This is a genomic window from Corynebacterium jeikeium (assembly GCF_000738175.1).
Taxonomy (GTDB): Bacteria; Actinomycetota; Actinomycetes; order Mycobacteriales; family Mycobacteriaceae; genus Corynebacterium; species Corynebacterium jeikeium_C.
This window is the reverse complement of record NZ_JFCH01000050.1, coordinates 1-25,631: the sequence shown is the minus strand read 5'-3', so window position 1 is coordinate 25,631 and position 25,631 is coordinate 1. Positions and strand designations below refer to the sequence as shown.

Sequence of the window (25,631 nt, the reverse complement as noted above, 5' to 3'; positions counted from 1 at the left end):
CAGCTAGTTAAACGCTGTAGTACAGTTCGAACTCCTTCGGGCTTGGTCCCTGGCGCAGCGGCTGGATCTCCAGCTCGTACTTCAGGCGCACATAGGCCTGCAGGAAGTCCTCGTCGAAAACTCCCCCGGCGGTCAGGAACTCGTGGTCTTCCTCCATGGCCGAAAGGGCGGCCTCCAGCGAGTGCGGCACCTTCGGTACCTTCTTCGCCTCCTCAGGCGGCAACTCGTAGAGGTCCTTATCCGTCGGCTCACCCGGCTCGATGCGGTTCAGAATGCCGTCCAGCCCCGCCATCAGCTGGGCTGCGAAACCCAGGTAGGGGTTCGAGGACGGATCCGGCGCACGGAACTCAATACGCTTGGCCGCAGGGCTATCACCGGTCAGCGGAATGCGGATGGCCGCCGAGCGGTTGGACTGCGAATAGGCCAAGTTGACGGGTGCCTCGAAGCCGGAATATAGGCGTCGATAAGAGTTAACGGTGGGGTTCGTAAAGGCGAGCACCGCCGGGGCGTGGTGCAACAGACCACCGATGTAATAACGTGCCATGTCGGACAGGCCCGCATAGCCCGTTTCGTCGTAGAACAGCGGCTTGCCGTCCTTCCACAGCGACTGGTGGGCGTGCATGCCGCAACCACCATCGCCGGCCAGCGGCTTCGGCATGAAGGTGGCGGTCTTGCGGTGCTGCTCGGCGGTGTTCTTCACCACGTACTTGAAAGTCTGCAGGTCGTCTGCGGCGGCCAGCAGGGTATCGAAGCGATAGTTAACTTCCTGGATGCCGCCGGTGGCGACCTCGTGGTGGAAGCGCTCGATCTCGAAGCCGACCTTCTCCAGGTTGTACGCAATATCGTCGCGCACCGGGATGGTCTTGTCGTACGGGGCGACCGGGAAGTAGCCGTCGTTGATGCGAATCTGGTTACCGCGATTCGGCGAGCCGTCCATCATCGTCTCCTCGCCGGAGCGCCACCACCCCTCGTCCGAATCCACGCGGTGGAAGGACATGTTGGTGTCGGAGGCGTATTGGACGGAATCGAAGACGTAGAACTCCGCCTCCGCACCGATCGAGCAGGTGTCCGCCACACCAGTTTCCTTAAGGTAGTTTTCCGCCTTGCGCGCAATGGTGCGCGGGTCGCGGCGGTACGGCTGGCGGGTCAACGGATCCTGCACGAAGAACTGCATGTTCAGCGTGGGGTGATCGCGGAACGGATCCACGTAGGCAGTCGTCGGGTCCGGAATCAGCGCCATGTCCGACTTATCCACGGTGGAGAAGCCGGGGATGGAGGAGCCGTCGAAGGCGAAGCCGTCCTCCGCCGCCTTGGGGGTTAGCTCGCGTGCCGGGACAGTCAGCCCATGTTCCAGGCCGAACATGTTGGTAAATCGAATGTCCAGGTAGCGAATGCTTTCCGACTTAATGAAGTCGATGACCTGGTCGATGTTTTTGAACTCCATGGTTCGTTCAGGCTCCTAGGTCAGCTCCGGGGTATCCCAGAGATTCAGTTTGGTGCCGATGCCCTTCTCCAGGGCGTTTTCATACACCTCGGTAGCCCAGGAAACGTCCTCGACGGGCATGCCGCCGATGGAGTAGAAGAAGATCTGCTCGTCGTTCTCGCGGCCCGGAGCCTTACCCGCAGCGATGGCACCGATGTTGTGCAGCTTCTCCTTCGGCAGGGTGCCTTCCTCGACCATGTCCCACCAGCGGTTGCCGGGGATTCCCAGCAGGCGCTCGTAGGTGACGTCCGGGCCGTTTTCCTGGAACCATTCCTTGTACAGGCCGTCGTAGTCCAGCACCAGGTTGGATTCTTCGGACTTGATGAAGTCGTCATCGAAGCGGGCCGCTGCGGGGCACAGCACCAGCGCGCCGGGCTTGAGCCACTCGCGCTTGAAGTACGGGAAGGCCTGCGGGCCGTCCGGGGAGGTGGAGGTGCCGGCGATTAGGATGTCGCTGCCCTCGATGGCCTCCTGCTCGCTGTCGACGACCTGTACGTCCAGGTCCTCGAAGCGGTCGCGGATCCACTGTGCTGCCTTTTCGGTGGAACCGGCGCTGCGCCCCTTGATCTTCACGGTCTTGATGCTGGGGCGCTGGGTGATGGAGGAGGCCAGGATGGTGCGGGACATGACGCCCGGTCCGATGATTCCTACGGTCTCTGCGTTCTCTACGGCGAGGTGCTTGACGCCCACAGCCGGAACCGCACCAGTGCGGTACGCGGACAGCAGGTTGGCCGACATGATGGCCTTCGGAGCGCCGGTGACGGCATCGTTGAGGACGAACACGTGGATGGAGCGCGGCAGGCCGTTGGCGCGGTTCTCCGCGTTGGAGCCGTACCACTTCACGCCGGCACCCTTGAACCGGCCGCCAAGGTAGGCGGGCATAGCCATGAAGCGACGGTCGGGGCCGTTGGCGGGCATGCCCTCGTGCTCGGGGTTGTCGGGGAAGTTGACCTGGGCGCCGTGGGAGTTTCCGGAAGCGCCGGCCATGCGGTAGTCGCCCTTATCCAGAAGGATCAGGGTTTCTTCCATGACGTCGACACAGCGAGCAGAGTCCGTCACCCCCGCTTCAATCATGTCGGGCTCGGAAAGCCACAGGAAGTTGATGCTGGTGTCGGTGGAGCCGGTGGACTGAGTCATCGGCGAAATCTCTCCTCGAAGAATCTCGATTAGTTGTATCTGAAATTTTCTCGATCAAAAAATGCGCTGGGTGCTAGCCGCAAGCGCTGTACGCTCCGGTTTTCGGAAATCGATACATCTTCAACGATACAAACCTGCGCGAATATTTTAATGAAAAAAAGTTTTCAATACGGTCACGCAGACCTATGAGTCTGGCAAACCCCCTGGGCTTCACATAAATAATTAAGCAAATAATTCGCCTAGCTTCCTACCCCCATATGGGTATTTGGCCAGAGAAATCAGTTGACTACGCGGCCGCGGTAGCCACTTCCGACTGATGGAACACCAGCGGACGCGGCCTATCGAGCCCCGCGCCCGCGCGGCGCAGCTGCGCAGGATTGGTGGGATCCACGCTGCGGATGGTCAAGTGTTCCGTGTGACGACTTGGTTCCACAGCGCGAGCGGTCGGACGATATGAGGTGCGAGAGTCAATCAATGTCATGCCACAAAGCCGTCACAGTTAGCCCTCAGACGTTTTCCGCCCCTTTATCGCTACAACTAGCGCCACAATGTAAGACACGATCGCACCCACAAAACTGAGCAGACAAAGCACTTCAGATATTAGTTTCGCTCGGCGCCCGACAAGCACCGTGAACATAGATTTCGTGTCTTCTTCGACATCGGTGAAATCCACCAGAAAAAGCCTGTTAGAACCAAGAACGCGCTGACGATAATGAAAGCCCAAGACTCTCGCCAGCCGAACACCTTGTGCGACACCCCCGAAGAATCCTCCACGTCAATACGCACTGGAATCTTCCAAAGAACGTAGAGCCCGCCGGCGAACACAAACGAAAGGGGGATAGTCACGAAGATGTACCACCCAAGGGCGCCGAAGAGCATGCGCCCCAACGCGAGGAACGCCGCCGACCCGAGGGCCATCACTAGAGCTAGGAAGGTGTCTAACTGAAACCCTTTCAGATTCATACTCACCGAGCTTAACTAAATTCCACACCCCTTAGGGAGGCAAAACAAAAGCGCCCCAGAGAGGAATCGAACCTCCGACACCGGCTTTAGGAGAGCCGTGCTCTATCCACTGAGCTACTAGGGCAATTGCACGAGCCGTGCGAGGTACATAATACAAGCCCACGAACGCTCCCCGTTAACCAGCCCTTTTGGTCACCGCACCCCAGTCCCCCAGCGCACCGAAACGTGTGGGCGTCCGTACCAAAGAACCCCCACACCGCACCCGCCACGAGGCTACGATTAGGAAGCATGGGCGAAGCAGTATCTAAAGATACCTACACACCGAAACAACGCACCCGCTTCCGCGAGCGTCTCAACGCCGAGCTGGAGGTCTTCGACAAGCACCTGCAGAGCGCAGAGTTCATCAACCAGGGCACCATCGGCCTGGAGCTAGAGATGAACCTCGTCGGCGACGACATGCAGCCCAAGCGCTGCAACGTCGGCGTTCTGGAGAAGCTGGAAGAAACCCACCCGGGCGAATACCAGTCCGAGATCGGCTCCTTCAACGTGGAGATGAACCATCCCCCGCTGGCCATCACCGGCCGCGGGTTGGAACAGCTACAAGAAGGCCTCGACGAGCGCCTCCGCGCGGTGCAGAAAGCCGCCAAAGAACTCGGCTCCCACGCCGTCATGATCGGCACCCTTCCGACCCTGACCACCGACTTCCTCAGCGATCCTGCCTGGATCACCGACGAGAACCGCTACAAGGCTCTCAACAACGCCATCCTCGAATCCCGCGGCGAGCTGGTCCGCATCGAACTCGAAGGCGCCCTACCCGGCCGGGTACTCGGCACCGTCGACTCCTATAGCCACGACTTCGAGGACATCGCCCCGGAATCCGCCTGCACATCTATGCAGCTGCACCTGCAGGTCGCGCCGAACCTCTTCGCCAACGCCTGGAACGCCTCCCAGGCCATCGCGGGCGTACAGGCGGCGCTCAGCGCCAACTCCCCACTGTTCGTCGGCCATAAGCTCTGGCACGAATCGCGCATCCCCGTCTTCGAGCAGGCCATCGACACACGCACGGCGGAGCTCGTCAACCAGGGCGTGCGCCCGCGCGTGTGGTTCGGCGAACGGTGGATCACCAGCGTGTTCGACCTCTTCGAGGAAAACGGACGCTACTTCTCCCCTCTCCTACCGGAGGATCGCCTGGAGGCCGGCACGCCCATCATGTCCGGTGACAGCCCCGGCCTGCACTACATGAACCTGCACAACGGCACGATCTGGCGCTGGAACCGCCCGATCTATGACCCGAACCTGGAGCTCTCCCACATCCGCGTCGAAAACCGCCTGCTACCCGCCGGCCCCACCACCGCCGACATCGTCGCGGACGCCGCCTTCTACTACGGGCTCGTCAAATTCTTGGGCACGCAAAATCGCCCCGTATGGTCGCGGCTTTCTTTTGAGGACGCCCACAGTAACTTCCTCACCGGCGCCCGCGAAGGGCTGCGCGCCAGCATGCGCTGGCCACGTGTAGGAACTGTGCCGGTCCGAGAGTTGATTACCGAGCACCTACTCGACCAAGCACGCGAGGGGTTGGGCTTGCTGGACGTGGATTCCGAACTGATCGACACATACCTGGGGATCATCGAAGGCCGCGCCCGCAGCGGACAAAACGGTGCAACCTGGCAGCTGGATACCTTGAACCGGCTGGCTCCGAACAGCGAACCGGATTCCGCGGAGCGCACAGAGGCGCTGGCCACCATGATGCAGCGCTACATTGCCCACCAGGCCACTGGCCAGCCGGTGCATACCTGGTCGGTGGAAGGGCGCGACTAGAACGGCTGGGATTTAGCGACCTCTGAACTGCGGCTCGCGTTTCTCGGCACGAGCCCGGCGCGCCTCCTGCACGTCCTCGCTGGCCCAGACGTCCACCATCATCTGCTGCAGCTCCGCATCCGCGTGCATGTCGGGACTGTTGAACACGCGCTTTGAATGTTCCATGGACAGCGGAGCCTGGCGCGCCACCCGATGCGCGAGGGCGGTGGCGTTGGGGGTGGCGTCATCAAGAACCACAGAAAAACCCGTTGCCTGGGCTTGTTCGGCACCTACCCGGGCGCCCGCCAAGAACACGTTGCGGGCCAGCGCGCCGCCCAACAGTTCGCGGGCTCGGGCGTGGGTCCACAGATCCAGGGCGAAGCCGTGCTCGGCGATAGGTACCCAGCAGGCACCCTCGTCGGCGAATACGCGCAGGTCGCAAGCCAAAGCGATCTGGCAGCCCGCGCCGACCGCCGGGCCGTGAACATCCGCAATGACCGGCACCGGGGTGGTCTGGATGGCCGAGAGCATGTCCTCCATGGCGGACCAAAAATCATCGGCATACACACCACCCGAGAGGTCCGCCCCGGCGCAGAAGACAGGCCCCTCGCCGCGAATCAAAATGGCGCGCACCCCGGCGGCAGTGTGGGCGCGGACGGCCTCGGCGACGGCGGTGGCGATGGCTGCGTTGAGGGCGTTGCGCTTCTCCGGTCGGTTTAGGGTGATCACGCCGACCTGAAGGGCGGCGGAATTGCCGGAACCGTCGGCATTGCTCGCTTTGCCTGCCCCGACGGTCTCTAGATGAGTGATGACGTGCCCTGCGCTCATGGCTAGCAATGTACCGCAGGGGCGGTGCCATACGCGGGTGTTTCGCGGTAACCCGCGCGGAGTTTCCCTAGCCCTCCAGGCCGGCGTGGAAGGTCAGCGGGTCGCCGCCGATGCGGCCATCCTCCACGTCCAGAGCCTCGATGGCGGCGACCTCGTCGGCGGAAAGCTCAAAGCCGAAAACGTCGAAGTTCTGGCGCACGCGCTCCACCTTGGAGGAACGCGGGATCACCACGTCGCCACGCTGGATGTGCCAGCGGATGATGGCCTGCGCTACGCTCACGCCGTGCTCAGCGGCGATCTTCGCGATGGTCGGGTCGGTCAGGTTCTGCCCCTGCCCCAACGGCGACCATGCCTCGGTGACGATCCCGCGGTCGCGGTTGTCAGCGCGCTGCTCGGCCTGGCTAAAGCCCGGGTGGATCTCGATCTGGTTCACGGCCGGGGTGTGGCCCGACTGCTTCAGGGCATCCAGCGCCTCGGGGTAAAAGTTGCACACGCCGATACTGGTCGCGCCGCCCGCCTGCTGGATCTCCGCCATAGAGTCGTATGCCTGCACGAACTTGTCGGCCTGCGGGCACGGCCAGTGCAGCAGGTACAGATCCACATAGTCCATCCCCAGCTTCTTCTGAGATTCCGCGAATGCTTCCTTACCACGCGCCTGGTCGGCGTTCCACAGCTTGGTGGTGATGAACAGCTCCTCGCGCTGCACATCCCCGGCCTTCACCGCGTCGGCTACGGCGCGCCCGACGGCCTCCTCATTACCGTAGATCGCGGCGGTATCGATGTGGCGGTAACCGGTCTCGATCGCGGCGCGCACCGATGTGTATGTGTCCTCGTCGCTCAACTGCCACACGCCCAGCCCCAGCTGCGGAATGGTCTTGCCGTCATTCATGTCGATGGTCGGTACTGCATTGTTCTTTCCGCTCATGGCCTCTTTTGTACGCCACTTAGCTCGTTCTCGCGACGGCGCTGTTAAAAACTTCTTCGCCGACCTAATGCTTTCGCATGTGAGACAATAACCGGGATCCTTCTCTTTCGACTAAGGATTCAAACCAACAAGATCCACGCAAAATCCACAAGGGATGTATGGAAGCTCTCTATATCAACAACCTCAATAAGAGTTACGGGGACCACCACGTCCTCCACGACATGACGCTCCAGGTACAGCCTGGTGAGATGTACGGTTTCGTCGGCTCCAACGGTGCCGGCAAGTCCACCACCATGCGGATCGCACTGGGAGTGCTCGCGGCGGACAGCGGCGAGGTGCTCATGGGCGATCGGCCGATCGACGATGACCTGCGCCGCCGTATTGGATACATGCCGGAAGAGCGCGGCCTGTACGCGAAGGAGAAGATCGGTGACCAGTTGCGCTTCTTCGCCCGCCTTCACGGCCTGAGCGACAAAGCCGCCGGGAAGAATGCGGACGGTCTGCTGGAACAGCTCGGCCTAGCCGAGCGCTCGGACGACAAGCTGGAGGAGCTGTCACTGGGTAACCAGCAGCGCGTCCAGCTGGCAGCCTCGCTGATCCACGATCCGGAGTTGCTGATCCTGGACGAGCCTTTCTCCGGCCTGGACCCCGTAGCCGTGAACGTCATGAGCGACCTGCTTGTCGAGCGCTGCAACGCCGGCGTGCCGGTGCTGTTCAGCTCCCACCAGCTGGATCTGGTGCAGCGCCTGTGCGACCGCGTGGGCATCATCGCCAAGGGACGCATGAAGGCCGAGGGCACCGTCGACGAGCTGCGTACTCGCGGCCCCATCGTCTACGAGGTGCGCACTCCGGCGCGCGGCTGGTACCCCCAGGGCACCCGTTTGGTAGAGGACTTTGGCGAGGGCGTGCTGCTCGAGGCCGAAACTACGGACCTGGATCAGCAGATCCTGCAGGCTGCGATGGCTGTCGGCCCGGTCCACTCATTCTCCCGCCGTATCCCGCACCTTGCAGAGCTCTTCCAGGAGGTCGTCGAATCATGAGTTATTCTTCCCCGAACACCATCGCCACCGTCGCCAAGCGCGAGATCCAGGTGGCCTCCCGCAGCAAGGCGATCATGTTTTCCTTGATTGTCGTCATCGCCGTCATGCTCATCGGCGTGTTTGCCGGCGCATGGTTCGCCAACAAGGACGACGGTAACGAAACCCCGAAGCTCGGCCTTGTGGGGATTGAGAAGGAGTTTATTGACGCCGCCCCAGCCTCCACCGAAGGTGCCTCAGAGGGGACTGAAGGTTCCGGTGGCGTGGAGGCGGAAACCGTGGCCTCCCGCGATGAGGCTTCCTCTAAGGTGACTGACGAGGACCTCGATGCAGCCCTGGTGAAAACTGATTCGGGCTACGAATTGCTCGCGGAAGGAAAGCCCGACCCCGCGATCCTCAGCACCGTTAGCGCTGCGATCAATGCACACGCGCAATCCGAAGCGCTGAACAAGGTGGGCGTTTCCCCCGAAGAGTTCGCCAACGCCACGCCCTCCGTGCAGCTGGAGACCGTGGACTTAAAGGCAGATGACGCGATGGAGGCCAACGGGCCGCAGATTGTCACCGCCATGGTCGGCGTGATGCTGATGGCCTACTTCATCATCCTCTTCGCCGCGAACGTCGGCGGGCGCATCACAGAGGAGAAGTCCTCGCGCGTGGTGGAGATCATCCTGGCTTCCGCCCGCCCGATGGATTTCCTGGCTGGCAAGATCATCGGCAATACCGTCTTCGGTTTCATCGGCACCGCAATCATTCTGGTCATCGGTGCGGTCGCAGTGTCCGTCTCCGGGCTGTTGGGGGATGTGGACTTCGACTACACAGTGGTGGCTCTGATGCTGCTGGCCTTCTGCATCGGCATGCTGTTCTTCGGCAGCCTGTACGCGGCAGCGGGCTCTCTGGTTTCCCGTACGGAGGATCTGCAGTCCACCCAGGCTCCGATCCTGCTGGTATGACCTACGCCCCACTGTTCGGCCTGAGCAACATGGAATCGACGTTCATGCAGGTTCTGGGCTGGGTGCCACCGTTTAGCCTGACGGTCGCCCCGATGAACATGGCGGCGGGCACAATGAACCTGCCGCAGGTTCTGCTGAGCTTCCTGGTTGCCGCTATCACGACGGTTCTGGTGATTCTGCTGGTGGCCCGCGTCTACCGCAATTCCATCCTGAACAACGGCAAGAAGATGAGCTGGGCCAAGGCGCTGAAGGGCGCCTAGTCGCCCAAGTTCACGGCGATCAGGCGCCCTAGTTTAAGGCGATCGAGCGCCTTAGTTCACGGCGATCAGGTCAATAATAAAGACCAGCGTACGGCCAGATAGTTGATGCCCCATGCCGGCCGGGCCGTACGCCTTCTCCGGGGGAATGGTCAGCTTGCGGCGACCGCCGGCGCGCATGCCCGGGATGCCCTCCTGCCAGCCCTCGATCAGGCCGGACAGGGGGAATTCGATGGACTCGCCCCGATCCCAGGAAGAGTCGAACTCCTCGCCAGTCTCGAAGTCCACTCCCACGTAGTGCACCTCCACCATGCCACCCGGCACGGCCTCTGCACCCTCGCCGATCACCAGGTCTTCAATCACCAGGTCCTTCGGTGCGGGGCCATTCGAGAGGTCGATCTGCGGTTTACTCATGGGGGAAGTCTCCTTTGAAAACTGATAGCTTCTCGAAGCTCCACCCTAGCAAAACGCGAAACACCCCCTTGGGGGCATACGCATTGCGTAGCTGAACCCAAGGGGGCGTCACCAAAAAGGTTTTAGAGCTTGCGCGCACCCTCGCCGGTGTAGATCTGACGCGGACGGTTGATCTTCGCGGTCGGATCATTGACCTGCTCCAGGTAGTGAGCGATCCAGCCCGGCAGGCGGCCCATGGCGAACAGGACGGTGAAGAAGTCCGTCGGGAAGCCCATGGCGCGGTAGATCAGGCCGGTGTAGAAGTCAACGTTCGGGTAGAGCTTGCGGGAGATGAAGTAATCATCAGCCAGCGCGATCTCTTCCAGCTTCATAGCCAGATCCAGCAGGTGGTCACCACCCAGGTGATCCAGAATCTCGTGTGCGGACTCCTTGACGATGGCCGCGCGCGGGTCGTAGTTCTTGTAGACGCGGTGGCCGAAGCCCATCAGCTTAACGCCCGGCTCCTTGTTCTTCACGCGGTTCATGAAGTCGGTAGCGTCGCCACCGTTAGCGTGGATCTCCTCCAGCATCTCCAGAACGGCCTGGTTAGCGCCGCCGTGCAGCGGGCCGGACAGTGCGTTGATGCCTGCGGCGATGGAGACGAACATGTTGGCCTGGGAAGAACCAACCATGCGGACGGTGGAGGTGGAGCAGTTCTGCTCGTGGTCAGCGTGCAGGATCAGCAGCTTGTCCAGAGCCTTGGTGACCACCGGGTCGTCCTCGAAAGGCTCGGTCGGGTAGCCGAACATCTGGCGCAGGAAGTTCTGGCGCGCATTCATGGAGTTATCCGGGTACATGTACGGCTTACCCTTGGAAGCGCGGTAAGCGTAAGCAGCCAGCATCGGCACCTTCGCCATCAGGCGGTAGGTGTTCAGCTTCTGGTGATCCGGATTCAGCGGGTCCAGGGAGTCCTGGTAGTAGGTGGACAGAATATTCAGGGAGGAAGCCAGAACGCTCATCGGGTGAGCGTCGCGCGGGAACACGCGGAACTGTGCCTTGAAGTCCTCATCCAGCAGGGTGTGGTTGCGGATGTTGGTGTTGAACTCCTCTGCCTGCTCCTTGTTCGGCAGCTCACCGTTGATCAGCAGGTAGGAAACCTCATTGAAGGTTGCGTTGTTAGCCAGGTCGGCGATGTCGTAGCCGCGGTAACGCAGGATGCCGTTTGCACCGTCGATGTAGGTGATAGCGGACTTGGTGGAACCGGTGTTCACGTAGCCGGGATCCAGGGTGGTCAAGCCGGTTTCTGCCAGCATCTTACCCAGTGCAACACCGTCGTTACCTTCGGTGGCGTGGACAATGTCCATCTCGTACTCTCCACCTGGGTAGTGGAGAACGGCCTTGTCCTGATTATCAGTAGCCATTGACATCCCTTTCTGAAATGTTCACGTGCCTGCCCGCAGCGAATGTTGTAGCGATTACTTTTGGTAGAAGCTTGCGCCGGCACCGATGGAGCGGAACACAGATTCACGGTTTCATTTGTAAATTGTAGCCGCTTTAGGACTTCCCCGTATGGCGTTACTTGCATAGCAAAGCCGACGGGGGGATACGGCACACTGTAGTGCCTATGTGACGCGCACGACAGACTGCCTGGCTTAAGCGGGGGTGAAACACAGCTCCACCACCCACGATTCTTATATTTTTGACACCTTTAGGCCAAGTCGTCAGCGTGAAGGTCTACCCTATAGAGTCAAGCGCAAAAAATACGAGCGATCAGAGGGAAAGATGAACGCACCTGCCAACGACCAAAACACCCTGCCCACCATCCCCGCGGAGTTCATTCCCGCCGATGGCCGCTTCGGCTGTGGCCCGTCCAAGGTTCGCCCAGCCCAGCTGCAGGCCATCCAGGACAACGCCGCAATTCTGGGTACCTCTCACCGCCAGGCTGGTGTGAAGGACGTCGTCGGTTCCGTACGCGAGGGGCTGTCCCAGCTGTTTAACCTGCCGGAGGGCTACGAGATCGTTCTCTCCCTGGGTGGCGCCACCGCTTTCTGGGATGCCGCTTCCTTCGGCCTGATCCGCAATAAGTCCGCGCACCTGACCTACGGCGAGTTCTCCTCCAAGTTCGCCAGCGTCTCCAAGAAGGCTCCGTGGCTGGACGAGCCGCAGATCGTCGCGGGCGAGCCGGGCACCGCTCCGTCCCCGAGCGAGCTGGATGGAACCGATGCCGATCTGATCGGCTGGGCGCACAACGAGACCTCCACCGGCGCGATGGTTCCGGTCACCCGTCCGCAGGCCGCTTCGGACGACACCCTGGTCGCCATCGACGCAACCTCCGGCGCCGGCGGCCTGCCCGTCGACCTCAACGAGGCCGACGTCTACTACTTCAGCCCGCAGAAGTGCTTCGCCTCTGACGGTGGCTTGTGGCTGGCAGCCTTCTCCCCCGCCGCCCTGGAGCGCGTGGAAGAGATCGCCGCTTCCGACCGCTACATCCCGGCCTTCCTGGATCTGAAGACCGCCGTGGATAACTCCTGCAAGAACCAGACCTACAACACCCCGGCCGTCGCTACCCTGCTGATGCTGGACGACCAGGTGAAGTGGATGAACGCCAACGGTGGCCTGGACGGCATGGTGGCTCGCACCACCGAGTCCTCCAAGACCCTGTACAGCTGGGCCGATGCCCGCGCAGAGGCCACCCCGTTTGTGCAGGATGCGGATGCCCGCTCCCTCGTTGTCGGCACCATCGACTTTGACGAGAACATCGATGCCGCCAAGATCGCCAAGATCCTGCGCGCCAACGGCATTCTGGATACCGAGCCTTACCGCAAGCTGGGCCGTAACCAACTGCGTATCGGCATGTTCCCGGCCATCGACCCGGAGGACGTCAAGAAGCTGACCGGCGCCATCGACTTCATCCTCGACGGCGGCCACGCAGCCAAGTAGCCCATTTTCTGGCTACTGTTTCGCCTTCGGCTAGCTACTGAATCTACTCACCCTCCAACCGTGCTTTTAGCTAAGGTTGGAGGGTGATGTTAATAACACCGCCGTCATTTGCCGCACCATCCGTCAGGAGGCCACGTTGCAAGAGCTGAAATTTGTCGTCGCCGATAGCGATGCCTCGTCGCTCGTGCTGCGCGCCGTTGACCCCGCCGTCGGCGGCCCCATCGCCGAGTACTTTCTGCCCGTCACCGACGAGTTGCGCTCTTTTCTTAGTGACGCCCCCACGGCCAGCGCGGACAGCGCTTCCGTAGAAGCCGAAGGCGATGCTCGTTCCGGAGCATCCGAAGATTCCGACTCTGGCACCACCAGCACGCCCAGCCCTGGCGGCTCTACCGATACCGCCACGGATCCCGCAGAGGCACACCGGGAGGAGGAGCAAGCGGCAACCCGCGCTGAGGAGGAAGCGGTGGAGGCCGAGGTGGCGTCACTGTTCCAGGGTCGCGGACAGGATCGCCCCAACGCGCGTCCGCACCGCACTCGGATTTCGATGTCCCCGCGCGTGATCCAGGACCGCATCCGCCACGGTGCCACCGTCGCCGAGCTGGCGGACGAGGCGGACACGGACGAGTCGCGCATCGAACCCTACGCCTGGCCGATCCTGCAGGAGCGCGCACGCATCGCAGAGCTCGCGCACGCGGCGCTGCCAGTGAACGGGGATGGCGTATCGAACCAACCGCTGTGGGAGGTTCTGGCCACTGCTCTGGCGGCGCACGGGGAGTCTCTTTCGGACGCCGAATGGGATGCCTACCAAAACTCCACCAAGCAGTGGATCGTCACCGTGTCTTGGGAAAAGGACGCGGCCGGGCGAACCAACACGCACGTCGCGGAGTTCATCATCGAGCTGCGCGGCTCGGAAAAGGCACTGGCGCACCCACACAACAGCATCGCCGGCGACCTGGTGAACCCGCGCTACGGACAGCCGGTACGCAGCGTTTCCCCGGTGACACCCCTGCTGCACCCAACGCAGGCTCCCGAGGAACAGTACTGGGAGGACGACCAGGCCGAGCTGAACCAGCAGAGCAACCGATCTGACGAGATCGGCGCTCCCGGGGTTCCCGGGACTCCGGCCGCGCAGGCCACTCCCCCCGCCGGCGACGATTCCCCTGCGGAGCGAGGCGACCGCGGCGATAATGAATTCCTAATGCACCCTGACGCTAAGGTCGCGAAGCCGAAGCGTAAGCGCAAGGCCGTCACTCCGCACTGGGAGGACGTCCTGTTGGGTGTGCGCACCAACCCCAAGAAAAAGAACTAGGCGATAGAAGGAGCCACAGCTGTGACCCTGGTGACCCTTTGGTTTGTGAACGCTGCCAACCCCAGCACCGTGGTGAACCAGGAGCATAAGGTCGATCGTGGCTTCGCCCGCAAGTACCTGGCACAGCTGAACCCGGCCTGGCCGCTGACGCACATCGGCGACTTCGACATGACCCGCAGCGCGACCCCCGGCACCGATGAGTTCTACATCGGCGGCTACCCGGGGCTATCCGTGGTGCAAACGGTAATCCCCGACCTACGGAAGCTCTCCGAACTACCGGAGCGCTACCGCACGCTGGTCAGCGCGGCTGACGTGTATGCCTCCTGCGTGGTGGCAGACCTGGAAACCGCAGCCTCGACGAAGCCCGGTGACGGTGGGGATCCAGCCTCCAAGGAGGTCGACGAAACCTTCGGGGGCTTCGCCCACTGGTCCGGCGGCCAACTCAAGCGCTCTTTCTGCGCCACTCGCGAGACGGTGTTCGAGGACATTGGGCTGCCCGGCGAGTTCGAGGCTGACTACTGGGCCGGCAACACCGAGGCCAGCGGCATCCAACTGCCTTTCATCCCCGCGGAGCTGGCAGCCGCGGCCATCGAGGCCTGGCTCGGCTTTACGGTCTCCGCCTCCGGCCCGGCACTGCCCATTGCAGCTTTCGCCGTAGACGGTCGCCCAGAGGCGAAGTCCTCCGAGTACGACGGTCTAACGCATGGGCGCACCACACCGGACGACATGGTCTCCGTCTACGACGATGAGCAAGGCTACGACGATTACGCTGCCCCGTCCCGCGAGAGCGAACCCAGCGGCGCGGAGGTAGCCAAGAACGTTCTGAACTCCCTGGGTCAGGGGGCGCGCAAGGGGCTTTCCGCTGGGCTGAAGGGGCTGCGCGGGGCCTCCAAAAAGATCGGCGACGAGGTGCGCCGCCGCAGCCGCGGGGAGTAAACCCGCCTAGCGCACTGCCTCGTAGAAGGCGATGGCCGCCGCCGTGGCCACGTTCAGCGAATCGGTTCCGTGGGCCATTGGGATGCTGGCGCGCACATCCGCGGCGCGCATGGCGTGCTCCGTCAGGCCAGGCCCCTCCGCGCCGACCATGACCGCCACCTTCTTCCCCCGTCCGCGGGCTGCTTCCGTGGCCTCGCGGAGCGTGATATCTCCCGCTGGCGTGAGCGCCACCACCTCGTAGCCGCGCCTTTGCAGCAGCGTCAGATCCCGCTGCCAGGTGGTCGTCGCACCGGGGAATTTCGCCCACGGCAGGCGCAGCACGTGCCCCATGGAGACGCGCACGCTGCGCCGATACAGCGGATCGGCGGTGGCCGCGCCGAACAGCACGGCATCCACGTTGAGCCCCGCTGCGTTGCGGAAGATGGAGCCGATATTCTCGTGGTCCCCCACGCCCTCCAGCACGGCGATTACGCCGCTGGCTTCGGGGGTTTCCTCCACGTGATCCAGCACTGCCTCCACAGCGCTGGTTCCGGCAGCCCCTGTGCCAGCACTCGTCGGCAGCCGATCCGCCGACGCAACCAGCCCCCTGTGCATATCGAAACCCGCGACCTCCTTCAAGACCTCGCGGGACACCTCAAACACGGAGAAGGTGGCGTCATCACCAGAAAGAGAACGAGACAGCTCCTCCTCGATCGCCCGCAGCTTCCCCGGGAACCCCACGACAGCGCGGGTTGGATAGGGGCTCGCGAGCAGGCGCGGGACGACCAATGTGCCCTCGGCGATGATCAGCTGCTCGCCGGACTTCTTGTCGGAAGCGTTGAGGTTCCGAAAGTCGTCCAGGCGCGGGTCGCGCGGGTCATCGATCCGGATGGGCGAAAGGTCTGCCATGGCTAGCCTCGCAGCAGATCCATCACCGGGTCGGCGGCGAAGTAGACCACAAACATCGCAGCCACCAGGTACAGCAGCGGGTGGACCTTCTTTGCACGGCCGCCGACCAGCGCCATCACGACGTAAGTAATAAAGCCCACGCCGATGCCATTGGCGATCGAGTAGGTAAACGGCATGACCACGATGGTCAAGAAGGCGGGCAGGGCGATGTCGAAGCGCGTGAAGTCAATGTCCTTAATCTGCGCCATCATCATCGCACCCACGATCACCAGAACCGGGGCGGCAGCCTCGATCGGCACAACCTCGTATAGAGGTGTGAAGAACATCGCCAGAATGAACAGCAGGCCGGTAACCACGTTGGCCAGACCCGTGCGGGCGCCGTCGGCGATGCCCGCCGCGGAGTCCACGAATACGGTGTTCGAAGAACCAGAGACCGAGCCACCGACGATCGCGCCGCCGCCCTCAACGATCAGGGCCGTGCGCAGGTTCGGCAGACGATCTTCCTCATCCATCAGCTGAGCCTGCTTACCCAGGGCGGTCATGGTTCCCATAGCGTCGAAGAAGTTGGCCAATACCAGGGTGAAGATCAACATGCAGGCTGCCAGCACGCCCACGCGGGTGAAAGCACCGAACAGATCCACGGCGCCGACCAGGGAAAGGTCCGGCATGCCGCCCAGAGAATCCGGGCTCTGCGGTACCGCCAGGTTCCAGCCTTCGGGGTTCGGCTCGCCGTCAACGACGGACGGGCCGGTGTGGGTGAGCGCCTCCACGATCATGGCGATGATCGTGTTGGCGACGATACCGATGAATAGGCCGCCGCGAACGTTGCGGACCACCAGGGTGCCGCAGATCAGCAGGCCAAGGACGAAGACGAACGTGGGCCAGGAAGCAATGGAGCCGTTGATACCCAGGCCAACAGGGACGGTAGTGCCCGCGGCGTCCGGAATGCGGCGGACGAAGCCAGAGTCCACCAAGCCGATCATCGCAATGAACAGGCCAATACCCACGCCGATGGCTGCCTTCAGCGAGCTCGGGATGGAGTTAAACACTGCCTCACGGAAGCCCGTGATGGCCAGCAGCACGATGACAACACCGTCGATGACCACCAGGCCCATGGCTTCCGGCCAGGTCAGCCCCTCTGTGCCGACGAAGGTGACCGCCACCAGGGTGTTAATACCCAGACCAGCGGCGATGCCGAAGGGATAGCGGGCGATGATGCCGAAGGCGATGGTCATAACACCCGCCGCCAAGGCGGTAACCGCGGCCACGCGGGCGGTGCCCAGCTCGTCGCCGTTGATGTCCGCGCTGGTGCCTAGAATCAGCGGGTTTAGGATGATGATGTAGGCCATCGCGAAGAACGTGACCACACCACCGCGGACCTCGGTGCCCACCGTCGAGCGGCGCTCCGAAATGTGGAAATAGCGGTCTAGGAAGCCACGATCCTGCGGTTCCCCAGATTCTGTCTTGGCGGCCTTGGCGGCCTTGGCGGCCTGTGCATCTGCCATGCGGAATTCTCCCCTACCTGTTCGGTGTGAGCGCGGAAGCTACCCTTCAGCAGAACCGTAGGCAGCCACCACAATTTGAAACGTCAAGTTATAAGTAACCACCCCGCGGGGCATTAATGCAACTATTAGGTACCCGTTCTGGCACCCCAAGAGCGCCAGGGCTAGCGAGGTCTAGCCGGGCCGGCTGGGGCCGACGCCCTATCTATTCGAAGCGCGAGAAGCCTTCGTCGACGTACACACCGTAATTGTTGGTGCCCTCCCCGAGCTCCTCGCCGATGGATTCCTCCACCGTCGCCGAGTGCGCACCGCAGCCATAGTCCCGTTGCACCACGCGCCCGTCGGCGGAGTATTCGTTCGCGCACACGCCCACACCGTTTTCCACGTTGTCGAATGGCAAGTAGAACGCGCAGGTTTCGCACTGCAGGTCTGCCTTCTTCGCAAACTCGGAGCGCGGCCCGTAGTTCCCCTCGCGCCAGCGCTTGCAGGCTTGGCGTAGCCCCTCGTGTGAAAGTGTGTTGCCCGCCTGCGGGTTTCGCAGGAAGCCATCGCCGTCCTGCAGCTTGGCCCACGCGGTCAGCCGCTCGTCATCCCTGCGCGGAGGGAGCGTATCGCCCGGCCCCAAGTCGCCTGGCTGCACGCGGTCCTCGTAGGGCACCCACTCCGGGGCCAGCGAGGCATGCTTGCCGGCCTGCAGACTGACCTCGTTAATGGTGAGCACCCCACTGCCCGGCACCGTCACCAGCACCACGACCCACTCCCAGCCGCGGTAGCCGGGCACTCGGCTGGCGTAGCGGTAAATCCCCAAACCCTCGCCGTCTGTTGCGATGCCGAGGGCCTTCCCCACCTCGTCGCCGCCTACCTCTTCCACCGCGGCGCGGGCTGTTTCCTTAGCCTCCGCCGAAAAAAGAATCGGATCTGCCTTTTTCTTCTTACTCACTTGAACCATTATGCCTGCCGCCCACTCACTGTGATGCATGATGGTTGCATGTTCTCTTATCGACGCCACCCTCACGCATCCCTCCCCCAGCCCCGCAAGGGGCGGGTCACTTCCCAGGTGCTCGCAGCTGTCGGAGCTGCGGCTGTGGCGTGTGCGTTATCGGCGTGCGGTGGCGACGACGGGGCGTCCGCAATAAAACCAGGGACTACAGCTAAAGAGTACGGCGATGCACCAATGCTCGAGGCCACGGTGGACGAGGTGCACCCGTGGGACCAGGCCGCGTTTACCCAGGGGCTAGAAACGGCCGACGACGGGCGACTGCTGGTCGGCACGGGACTGTACGGCGAATCGCAGATCTATTACACGGACCTGGAAGGCGAGAAGACAGACGAACAGAGCCTAAGCAAGGACCTGTTCGGCGAGGGTGTGGCCATTCACGGTGATACTGTGTGGCAGCTGACGTGGAAGGAACACACCGCGATCAAGCGCGATGCCCGCACGCTCGAGGAGATTGACCAGGCCGACTACGAGACCGAGGGCTGGGGCCTGTGCTCCCAGCAGGATCGGCTGGTGATGAGCGACGGCACGGGAACGCTGACCTTCCGCGACCCCGAGACCTTCGCCAAAACCGGCTCCGTGGAGGTGGAGGGCACCGACCAACTCAACGAACTGGAGTGCACCGCCGACGGCAAGGTATGGGCCAACGTGTGGCAGACCGACACGATCCTGGAGATCGACCCGGAGGACGGGAAGGTCACACATGTCGTGGACACCGCCGGGCTGTTCCCCGCGGCACAGCGAGACGGCGCGGACGTGCTGAATGGCATCGCGGTCGTGCCGGGCAGCTCTCCAAACGACCGACGCTTCTACCTGACCGGCAAGCTGTGGGACGAGATGTACGAGGTGCGCTTTAAAGAGCCGCAGGGCTAAGAAAGCGCAGCGAGGCACAGTGGGGCACTGAGGGTTAGGGCTTGTCCGGCCAGTGAATTAGGATCGGGAAGCGTGAGCGAGCAAGAGAAAACCAGTCCGAAGCCTTCCGGCAAGCCCGCGCCGAAGCTATCCAAGAAGCAGCAGCGCAAGCGCGCCCAGCGCAAGCAGCTGATGACGATGGGGGCAATCGTCGCCCTCGTGGTGGTGGTCATCGGCGGCGTGCTGCTCTACAACCGCTGGCAGGACGGGAAGATCGAAACGCTGCCGCAGGATCAACGCATCATTGCCGTGGTCGATGGCGAAGAGCACGAGATCGCCCCTTACTCCGTCTGCCAGCTAGACGATCCGGACTGTAAGCCTTCTGAGCCCTACAAGTTGCAGGTGGGGGACGCCGAAAAGATAACGCTGAAGCCGCCGGAGGATGTGTACGACCACGACTGGTCGCTGCTGCAGATCTTCGACGAGCCGGGCGCTAACCAAGACAACTACTACAAGAGCTACGAGCGTGAGGAGGTCACGCTGGATCTCGAGGCTTCCGTGAAGACCGACGATGGGAGAACCCCTCAGCTCAAGATCTTGGAGCTGCACTCTATGCTGGTCGGCTTGGACGACAACGACGAGCAAACCCCCTACGCAACCATCTGGTCGATCGAGATCGCCCAGTAGCTCCCCTTTACTAAGGGGGTGCGAGGGGGTTTGTCTTAAGAAGTGTGGAGTGCGACCGCTAGTTGTCGAGCTCGCGCGCGATGGTACGCAGGATCTCCGCCACCTGGCGGGCCTCCTTGCGCTCTGGGCGGCGACCGGACTGCAGCACGGGCAGCACACTGCTATCGAGCAGCGTGATCGTATCCTGCACCATCTGGTGGAGCTGCTCGGGGTTGTACTTGTGCTGCGCACGACGGGGGCCGTTATCCAGCACCGTCATGGTGTGAACCTGCGGTCCACGGCGACCAGCAATGAACTCGTACTCGATGCGCTGGCCCTTGACCAGTTCGGTGACGCCGTCGGGCAGCACCTGGGAACCGACGTAGACGTCTTCGTCCCCAGGGTTGCTGACGAAGCCGTAGCCGCGGTCTGCGTCGTACCACTTCACTTTTCCGGTTGGCATGGGATCACCCTATTCCTTGAAGTCAATAGAATGACCTAGGTTAGCGAGAATGCTAAGGCAGAGCAAATCTCACTCGCTAGTCACACCAACCACAGGCGTTACACAACAAATGTGATCTTCGTCACATTACGAAATTATAACAGAATGGATTCATTCCTATAAATTCCAGGTCAATAAGCGTTTCAGGAAGCCGCCTTAACGTTACATAAGTTTCAAACCTTGCAAGAAACGTGACACAAACGTGACAAACCAGTACGGTAGCCCATGACCTTAAGGCGAACGAGCAAACGGCTCGACGTCACAAAAGCAAGAAGATCACTGAACTTAAAGGATCGAAGAGATCCCAAAAGACCAAGAGATCTTCGAGAGATAACGAAACAAAAGGCGCCATAACTCAAGACAAGGCGCCCGAAGGGAAACTCAGCAAACATGGCACGTCACGCAAAGACCAGCTCTTTCACCACCGCAGCCCGCCTTTCCGTCGCAGGCGTAGCAGTTGCAGCTACCTCTGCACTGCTGGCACCGACCGCTTCCGCAGCACCGGATTCCGACTGGGATCGCCTGGCTCAGTGTGAGTCCGGCGGCAACTGGTCCATCAACACCGGCAACGGCTACCACGGTGGCCTGCAGTTCAGCCCGTCCACCTGGGCTGGTTACGGCGGTAAGCAGTATGCACCTTACGCATACCAGGCCACTCGTGAGCAGCAGATCGCCGTCGCAGAGCGCGTTCTGGCTGGCCAGGGCTGGGGCGCATGGCCGTCTTGCTCCGCCAAGCTGGGCCTGAACTCCAAGCCGACCCAGCGCAACGTCTCCGCAAAGCCGAAGGCAAAGCCGGCCGCACCGGCTCCGGTTGTGCAGAAGGCCGCCCGCGACCTGTCCCGCAACTCCAATGCTCTGGCTGTAGACAAGTTCTACGATGAACTGGTGAAGCGCATCGAGGCGCTCGGCTTCTCCGTGCCGAAGGAAGTGACCGACTACTACAAGGCCAACAAGCACTCCCTGAACCACACCTACAAGCAGTACTCCGCTCAGCTGAAGGCTGTTCTGCCTCACTAAGATCAGGCCTAGCTAAAAGCCGGGTCGGCACACAGTGACGTGCCGACCCGGCTTTTGTTCGTGGGCGCAGACTAGGCACTCGAAAGGCGTCCACGAGGCACGTATCAGGCAGTCGCAAACGAAAGGTGGCGCGCTTCCCCGTGCGGGGAGGCGCGCCACCTAGTTTGTCAGTCCAGTTTACTTGTTAATAACAGTGAACGAGTGCACGTACGGAAGCTCGGAAGCATCGACGGGGAACTCGATGTCACCGTAGGGGCTCAGGGCACCCGCGGTATCAGCCACCAGCTCGGTAACAGCGTGACGGCCCTCTGGAATATCGGTCGGCCAGCCTGCGTCGACATAGCCCTTCTTCTCAACGTTAGCCATAGTTGTATCTTTGCACATCGCCAAGGAAAAGGACACACGAAGTGGCGATTTCCACCCACATCCCCACCCGTTCCACCGCATTTCTCCATGTCCCAAACCACTACTCGACGATCCTCCGCCTGCCCCGTGCCCTGTACCGCACCCCAAGAACACTAAGTTTCCAGCTAAAATAGGGCGATTATGCATCACAACTCCGCGAACTCCACCGCTGATGGCAGCTCCCCTGCTTCCCTCCGCAGCGAGTTTCCCTCCTACGGGGACTGGCTGTTCGGGCAGACGGACGAAGCACTCGCGGATCTGCTGTCTCGCCTGCTGGCTTCCAACCCCACCACCTTCGTGGAGAACCTCACCGGCAACAACGCTGCGCTCGATAACCTCTCCGCTGCAGTGTCCACCCCGGGGCGCAGCCGCCACACTGAGTTGTTCGCGGATTCCCCCGATCCGGCGCTGCTCCACCTGAACTCCCTTGAGCTCGCGGTCTGCCACGCGGCCTGCGAGCTCGATGCAGTGCACCATCCGCGCACGGTGGCGGAGCTCGTCGACATGCTTGCCGAGCTCTTTGACATCGCCGGCACTCCCGACACACAGCGCCCCAACGAAGAAGAGATCTGCGCTGCCGTGCAATCCCTCTGCCATTGGGGTCTGGTGTTCGGCCCGGACTTCGCACTCCCCCACCCCGATCTGCCCGGCGCGACGACGCGTCTGAAGATTCCGCCTCATCTGCCGCGCATGTTCGAGCCATCCACGGAACAGCTCTGGCGGCTGGTCGATTCCACCCGCTGCCCCATCCCCACCAGCGAGCTTCCGCAGGTCGTGGACGAGCTTCCGCCCCGCCAGCGCCGCCTGCTTTCCACTCTCGCCGCCGGGGGTGGGGTGGGGCATTCGACCTCCCTGCACGAGGGTGCGGACCCATCCAAACCCCTGCCCACCCTGGTGCGCCGGGGAATCTTGGATCAGCTGGACGATACGACAGCTCGCCTAACGGGTCGCGTGCAACAACTGCTGCGTGGCACGCTGATCGCCGACCCGGGTGGGCGCTTCACCACCGCACCCCAGGTCGGCACCGATGCTTCGGGCGTTGCCGCCACTGACCCCACCGACCGCACCACCAACTCCCGCGCCGACGACGCTGGCGCGGCCCAGGCCGTCCAGCTGATCCAGGATCTCGGCCACCTCATCGAGGATCTCGGCCGCAACCCGATCGTCCCCCTCTCCTCTGGCGGCATCGGCACCCGCGAGGTCAATAAGGTCGCCCGCCGCCGTGACGAGCCCGCCGAGACCACCCTGCACCTGCTGACGTGGCTCGCCCACGCGAACCTCATCGGCCGTGGTCGGGCTACTCCCACCCCAGCCGGCCAGCCCGCGCGCGATTACTGGGCGCCCACGGAGCTCGCCCTCGACTTCCTGGAGGCATCCCCCGCCACCGCCTGGGCGATCCTGCTAGTCGGCTGGGCTGGCAGCGCCTATGCCCCGTGGTTGGTCGACGAGCCCGACGTCCGCCCCTTCGAGGCCGGTACGGCATCCCACGCCGCCCGCGGCCTGCGCCGAACCTTCCCGTCACTGTTCGCTGGTATTGGCTCTTTTGGTAGTGACGCCCCCACGCCCCAGCCAGCCGAAATTCAACGAGAACTCTGGCGCGTGCGACCCGGCGAGGCCTGGCGCACCACGCACACCGCCTGGAATGCGGTGTGGGAGGAGGCTAAAGAGGTCGGCGTGTTGGCGTCATTAAGAAGAGACACCGTGCCCACCCGGGCGATGGGCGCGCTGCGCGACGTGCTGAGCGGCAGAACAAACCCTGCGGCAAACCCCGTGGCGGATCTGGCCGACGCGCTGGCAGAGATTCTGCCTGCCCCAGTGGAGCAGCTGATTGTGCAGGCAGACCACACGATCATGGCGCCGGGACTGCTGCGTCCGGCCGACCAGGCGATGCTGGCGAAGTTCAGTGATCAGGAATCCGGGGGCATGGCCAGCGTCTGGCGAATGTCCAAGGAATCCGTGGAGCGGGCACTGCGGGCGGGGCTTGGCGCCGCCGAGATCGAGGAGTTTTTGGAAGACCGCGCACTGGGCGGGGCGGAGAACGTCCCGCAGGCGCTGCGCTACATGCTCCACGATGCGGAGCGCAGCCTCTCACAGGCGACAGCCGGGGTGGCGCAGATGTATCTGAGTGTGACAGAGCCCGAGGCGCTGGACCGAATCCTGGCGCTGCCAGATATCGACGGGCTGCGGTTGCGGAAGATCGCGCCGACGGTGGCGGTTTCTGCAGCACAGCTATCGTTTGTGACCGATCGGCTGGAGGCCATGGGCGTGCAGCTGCGCCTGGAGGGCGGGCAGGCGCACGCGGACGCCCCAGTGCTGTCGCGGGTGGCCACGCCCAAGCGCGAGGGGCTGCGCGCGAGCCTGCGCTCGGACCCGCACATGGGGCCAGATGAAGAGGCGGGCGCGGACTCCCAAGTGATTGCCAGCGCCATCGAGGGCTTCCGGCGCAGCCATGACAATGCGGATCGGGCCGACGCCAGCGCTACGGGCGCAGGGACAGGCCAGCACGGCGACACCCGCGTGGTGCACACCGCCGAGGAGATGATGGCCGCGATCTCACGGGCGTATTCCGCCGGCACCACCGTGCGGATCAGCTACGTAAACAACGAAGGCAAGCAAACCAGCGACCAGGTCTCAATCGTCATGATTCGCCCATCCACCATCGCTGTGGTCTCCGAGATCAGCGGGGAAAGCTTTACCGTGCAGCCGCACCGCCTCAGCAGCGTGGAGTACTAGCGCACCACAGCAGAGCTGCTGTGGGCGACCACTGTGCGACCACAGGGCGACTACAGTAGAAGGTTGTCCCAAAGACAAGACAAACCTAGAGCAACCCCCGACACCTTGTGAGGAGTATCCAGCTAGTGAGCATCGGCACCGGCCCCCTGATCGTCCAATCGGACAAGACTGTGCTGCTGGAAATCGACCACGAACAGGCGCAGGAGGCGCGCACCGCGCTGGCACCGTTCGCGGAACTGGAGCGCGCGCCGGAACACGTGCACACCTACCGCATCACCCCGCTGGCGCTGTGGAACGCCCGCGCCGCAGGGCACGACGCGGAGCAGGTCATGGACGTGCTGGAAACCTACTCGCGGTTCCCCGTCCCGCAACCGCTGCTCATCGACATTGCCGACACGATGGATCGCTACGGGCGGCTGAAGCTCATCAAACACCCCGCCCACGGGCTCGTGCTAGAGACGACGGACAGGGCTGTGTTGACGGAGATCCGGCGTCACAAAAAGATCAAGCCCATGTTGGGCGCAGACATCGACGAGGACTCGATCGTTGTGCACCCTTCCGAGCGCGGCAGGCTCAAGCAAGAACTGCTGAAGGTCGGCTGGCCCGCAGAGGACCTGGCGGGATACGTCGACGGCGAGGCACACCCCATCGAGCTGTCGCAGGAACACGAAGAATGGCAGCTGCGCGACTACCAGGAGATGGCGGCCGATAGCTTCTGGGAAGGCGGCTCGGGCGTGGTAGTGCTGCCGTGTGGTGCGGGAAAGACGATGGTCGGCGCGGCCTCGATGGCCAAGGCAAAGGCCACCACCCTGATCCTGGTGACGAACACCGTCGCGGGCAGGCAGTGGAAGGACGAGCTAGTGCGCCGCACCTCCCTGACGGAGGATGAAATCGGCGAATACTCCGGAGAGAAGAAGGAGATCCGCCCCGTGACCATCGCCACCTACCAAGTGGTCACGCGCAAGTCGAAGGGCGAATACCGGGCGCTGGAGCTGTTCGACTCCCGCGACTGGGGCTTAATCATTTACGACGAGGTTCACCTGCTGCCTGCCCCGGTGTTCCGCATGACCTCCGACCTGCAGTCTCGCCGCCGTCTGGGGCTCACCGCCACCCT

General features: G+C 62.7%; 24 protein-coding genes and 1 tRNA gene. 12 read left to right on the top strand and 13 right to left on the bottom strand.

Annotated features, from left to right (window positions below):
* Positions 1–7 precede the first annotated feature (7 nt).
* The 4 genes from glnA to JQ46_RS07955 form a co-directional block, all read right to left on the bottom strand.
* Positions 8–1,444 carry a type I glutamate--ammonia ligase gene (gene glnA, locus JQ46_RS07970; protein WP_034987029.1) on the bottom strand — a complete coding sequence of 479 codons (1,437 nt, stop codon included), beginning with the start codon at positions 1,442–1,444 and terminating at the stop codon, positions 8–10.
* A gap of 15 nt (positions 1,445–1,459) precedes the next feature.
* Positions 1,460–2,620 carry a tyramine oxidase subunit B gene (locus JQ46_RS07965; RefSeq protein WP_034987027.1) on the bottom strand — a complete coding sequence of 387 codons (1,161 nt, stop codon included), beginning with the start codon at positions 2,618–2,620 and terminating at the stop codon, positions 1,460–1,462.
* A gap of 600 nt (positions 2,621–3,220) precedes the next feature.
* Positions 3,221–3,583, bottom strand: coding sequence for a hypothetical protein (locus JQ46_RS07960; RefSeq protein ID WP_034987025.1), 363 nt, complete (start codon positions 3,581–3,583; stop codon positions 3,221–3,223).
* Between the two features lie 51 nt (positions 3,584–3,634).
* A tRNA-Arg gene (locus JQ46_RS07955) sits at positions 3,635–3,707 on the bottom strand.
* A 164-nt stretch (positions 3,708–3,871) separates the two neighbouring features.
* Here JQ46_RS07955 and JQ46_RS07950 point away from each other — a divergent pair.
* Positions 3,872–5,401, top strand: a complete 1,530-nt coding sequence (locus JQ46_RS07950) for a hypothetical protein (protein ID WP_034987022.1) — start codon at positions 3,872–3,874, stop codon at positions 5,399–5,401.
* Positions 5,402–5,413: 12 nt separating this feature from the next.
* Here JQ46_RS07950 and JQ46_RS07945 read toward each other — a convergent pair whose 3' ends face one another.
* Positions 5,414–6,208 (bottom strand): enoyl-CoA hydratase, encoded by a 795-nt coding sequence (locus JQ46_RS07945; RefSeq protein ID WP_034987019.1) that lies wholly within the window; start codon positions 6,206–6,208, stop codon positions 5,414–5,416.
* Between the two features lie 67 nt (positions 6,209–6,275).
* Positions 6,276–7,133, bottom strand: a complete 858-nt coding sequence (locus tag JQ46_RS07940) for an aldo/keto reductase (protein WP_034987015.1) — start codon at positions 7,131–7,133, stop codon at positions 6,276–6,278.
* A 158-nt stretch (positions 7,134–7,291) separates the two neighbouring features.
* Between JQ46_RS07940 and JQ46_RS07935 the strand changes: the two genes are divergently transcribed.
* Genes JQ46_RS07935 through JQ46_RS11520 form a run of 3 tightly spaced genes read left to right on the top strand, consistent with a single transcriptional unit; the run spans position 7,292 to position 9,380 of the window.
* Positions 7,292–8,173 (top strand): ABC transporter ATP-binding protein, encoded by an 882-nt coding sequence (locus JQ46_RS07935; protein ID WP_034987012.1) that lies wholly within the window; start codon positions 7,292–7,294, stop codon positions 8,171–8,173.
* Positions 8,170–9,120 carry an ABC transporter permease gene (locus JQ46_RS07930; RefSeq protein ID WP_237744784.1) on the top strand — a complete coding sequence of 317 codons (951 nt, stop codon included), beginning with the start codon at positions 8,170–8,172 and terminating at the stop codon, positions 9,118–9,120. Before JQ46_RS07935 ends, JQ46_RS07930 begins: the two co-directional genes overlap by 4 nt.
* The gene (locus JQ46_RS11520; RefSeq protein WP_237744783.1) at positions 9,117–9,380 is read left to right on the top strand and encodes a hypothetical protein; all 264 of its coding nucleotides are present in this window, start codon (positions 9,117–9,119) and stop codon (positions 9,378–9,380) included. Before JQ46_RS07930 ends, JQ46_RS11520 begins: the two co-directional genes overlap by 4 nt.
* Positions 9,381–9,431: 51 nt before the next feature.
* On the opposite strand, the gene JQ46_RS07925 is transcribed toward JQ46_RS11520, so the two are convergent.
* A complete protein-coding gene (locus JQ46_RS07925; protein ID WP_034987009.1) occupies positions 9,432–9,791 on the bottom strand; it encodes an FKBP-type peptidyl-prolyl cis-trans isomerase in 360 nt (119 codons plus the stop codon).
* A 122-nt stretch (positions 9,792–9,913) separates the two neighbouring features.
* Positions 9,914–11,191 carry a citrate synthase gene (locus tag JQ46_RS07920; protein WP_034987007.1) on the bottom strand — a complete coding sequence of 426 codons (1,278 nt, stop codon included), beginning with the start codon at positions 11,189–11,191 and terminating at the stop codon, positions 9,914–9,916.
* A 361-nt stretch (positions 11,192–11,552) separates the two neighbouring features.
* Here JQ46_RS07920 and serC point away from each other — a divergent pair, with 361 nt between their 5' ends.
* The 3 genes from serC (at position 11,553) to JQ46_RS07905 (ending at position 14,955) form a co-directional block, all read left to right on the top strand.
* Positions 11,553–12,710 carry a phosphoserine transaminase gene (gene serC / locus JQ46_RS07915; protein WP_034987005.1) on the top strand — a complete coding sequence of 386 codons (1,158 nt, stop codon included), beginning with the start codon at positions 11,553–11,555 and terminating at the stop codon, positions 12,708–12,710.
* 136 nt (positions 12,711–12,846) lie between these two features.
* Positions 12,847–14,019 carry a septation protein SepH gene (gene sepH / locus JQ46_RS07910; RefSeq protein WP_034987105.1) on the top strand — a complete coding sequence of 391 codons (1,173 nt, stop codon included), beginning with the start codon at positions 12,847–12,849 and terminating at the stop codon, positions 14,017–14,019.
* Positions 14,020–14,040: 21 nt separating this feature from the next.
* Positions 14,041–14,955, top strand: a complete 915-nt coding sequence (locus JQ46_RS07905; RefSeq protein ID WP_034987002.1) for a DUF6928 family protein — start codon at positions 14,041–14,043, stop codon at positions 14,953–14,955.
* 6 nt (positions 14,956–14,961) lie between these two features.
* Here the strand turns inward: JQ46_RS07905 and JQ46_RS07900 are convergent, their stop codons facing one another.
* The 3 genes from JQ46_RS07900 to JQ46_RS07890 form a co-directional block, all read right to left on the bottom strand.
* Positions 14,962–15,843 carry a TrmH family RNA methyltransferase gene (locus JQ46_RS07900; RefSeq protein ID WP_034986999.1) on the bottom strand — a complete coding sequence of 294 codons (882 nt, stop codon included), beginning with the start codon at positions 15,841–15,843 and terminating at the stop codon, positions 14,962–14,964.
* 2 nt (positions 15,844–15,845) lie between these two features.
* A complete protein-coding gene (locus JQ46_RS07895; RefSeq protein WP_034986987.1) occupies positions 15,846–17,348 on the bottom strand; it encodes an NCS2 family permease in 1,503 nt (500 codons plus the stop codon).
* A gap of 202 nt (positions 17,349–17,550) precedes the next feature.
* A complete protein-coding gene (locus JQ46_RS07890; protein ID WP_034986985.1) occupies positions 17,551–18,294 on the bottom strand; it encodes a DUF3027 domain-containing protein in 744 nt (247 codons plus the stop codon).
* A gap of 225 nt (positions 18,295–18,519) precedes the next feature.
* Between JQ46_RS07890 and JQ46_RS07885 the strand changes: the two genes are divergently transcribed.
* Positions 18,520–19,215, top strand: coding sequence for a glutaminyl-peptide cyclotransferase (locus tag JQ46_RS07885; protein ID WP_237744782.1), 696 nt, complete (start codon positions 18,520–18,522; stop codon positions 19,213–19,215).
* Between the two features lie 72 nt (positions 19,216–19,287).
* Positions 19,288–19,881 carry a DUF2771 domain-containing protein gene (locus tag JQ46_RS07880; RefSeq protein WP_034986983.1) on the top strand — a complete coding sequence of 198 codons (594 nt, stop codon included), beginning with the start codon at positions 19,288–19,290 and terminating at the stop codon, positions 19,879–19,881.
* Positions 19,882–19,939: 58 nt separating this feature from the next.
* On the opposite strand, the gene JQ46_RS07875 is transcribed toward JQ46_RS07880, so the two are convergent.
* Positions 19,940–20,323: a cold-shock protein gene (locus JQ46_RS07875; protein ID WP_034986981.1), complete on the bottom strand. Its 384-nt coding sequence runs from the start codon at positions 20,321–20,323 to the stop codon at positions 19,940–19,942.
* Positions 20,324–20,752: 429 nt separating this feature from the next.
* Here JQ46_RS07875 and JQ46_RS07870 point away from each other — a divergent pair, with 429 nt between their 5' ends.
* Positions 20,753–21,379, top strand: a complete 627-nt coding sequence (locus JQ46_RS07870; RefSeq protein ID WP_034986979.1) for a resuscitation-promoting factor Rpf1 domain-containing protein — start codon at positions 20,753–20,755, stop codon at positions 21,377–21,379.
* Positions 21,380–21,556: 177 nt separating this feature from the next.
* Here the strand turns inward: JQ46_RS07870 and JQ46_RS07865 are convergent, their stop codons facing one another.
* Positions 21,557–21,745 carry a hypothetical protein gene (locus JQ46_RS07865; RefSeq protein ID WP_005294448.1) on the bottom strand — a complete coding sequence of 63 codons (189 nt, stop codon included), beginning with the start codon at positions 21,743–21,745 and terminating at the stop codon, positions 21,557–21,559.
* 180 nt (positions 21,746–21,925) lie between these two features.
* Between JQ46_RS07865 and JQ46_RS07860 the strand changes: the two genes are divergently transcribed.
* Together JQ46_RS07860 and JQ46_RS07855 are read left to right on the top strand one after the other, a co-directional pair.
* On the top strand, positions 21,926–24,517 hold the full coding sequence (locus JQ46_RS07860; protein WP_034986977.1) for a helicase-associated domain-containing protein: 2,592 nt from the start codon (positions 21,926–21,928) through the stop codon (positions 24,515–24,517).
* A 125-nt stretch (positions 24,518–24,642) separates the two neighbouring features.
* Positions 24,643–25,631 (top strand): helicase-associated domain-containing protein (locus JQ46_RS07855; RefSeq protein WP_034986974.1); only part of this gene is annotated, 989 nt, incomplete at its 3' end.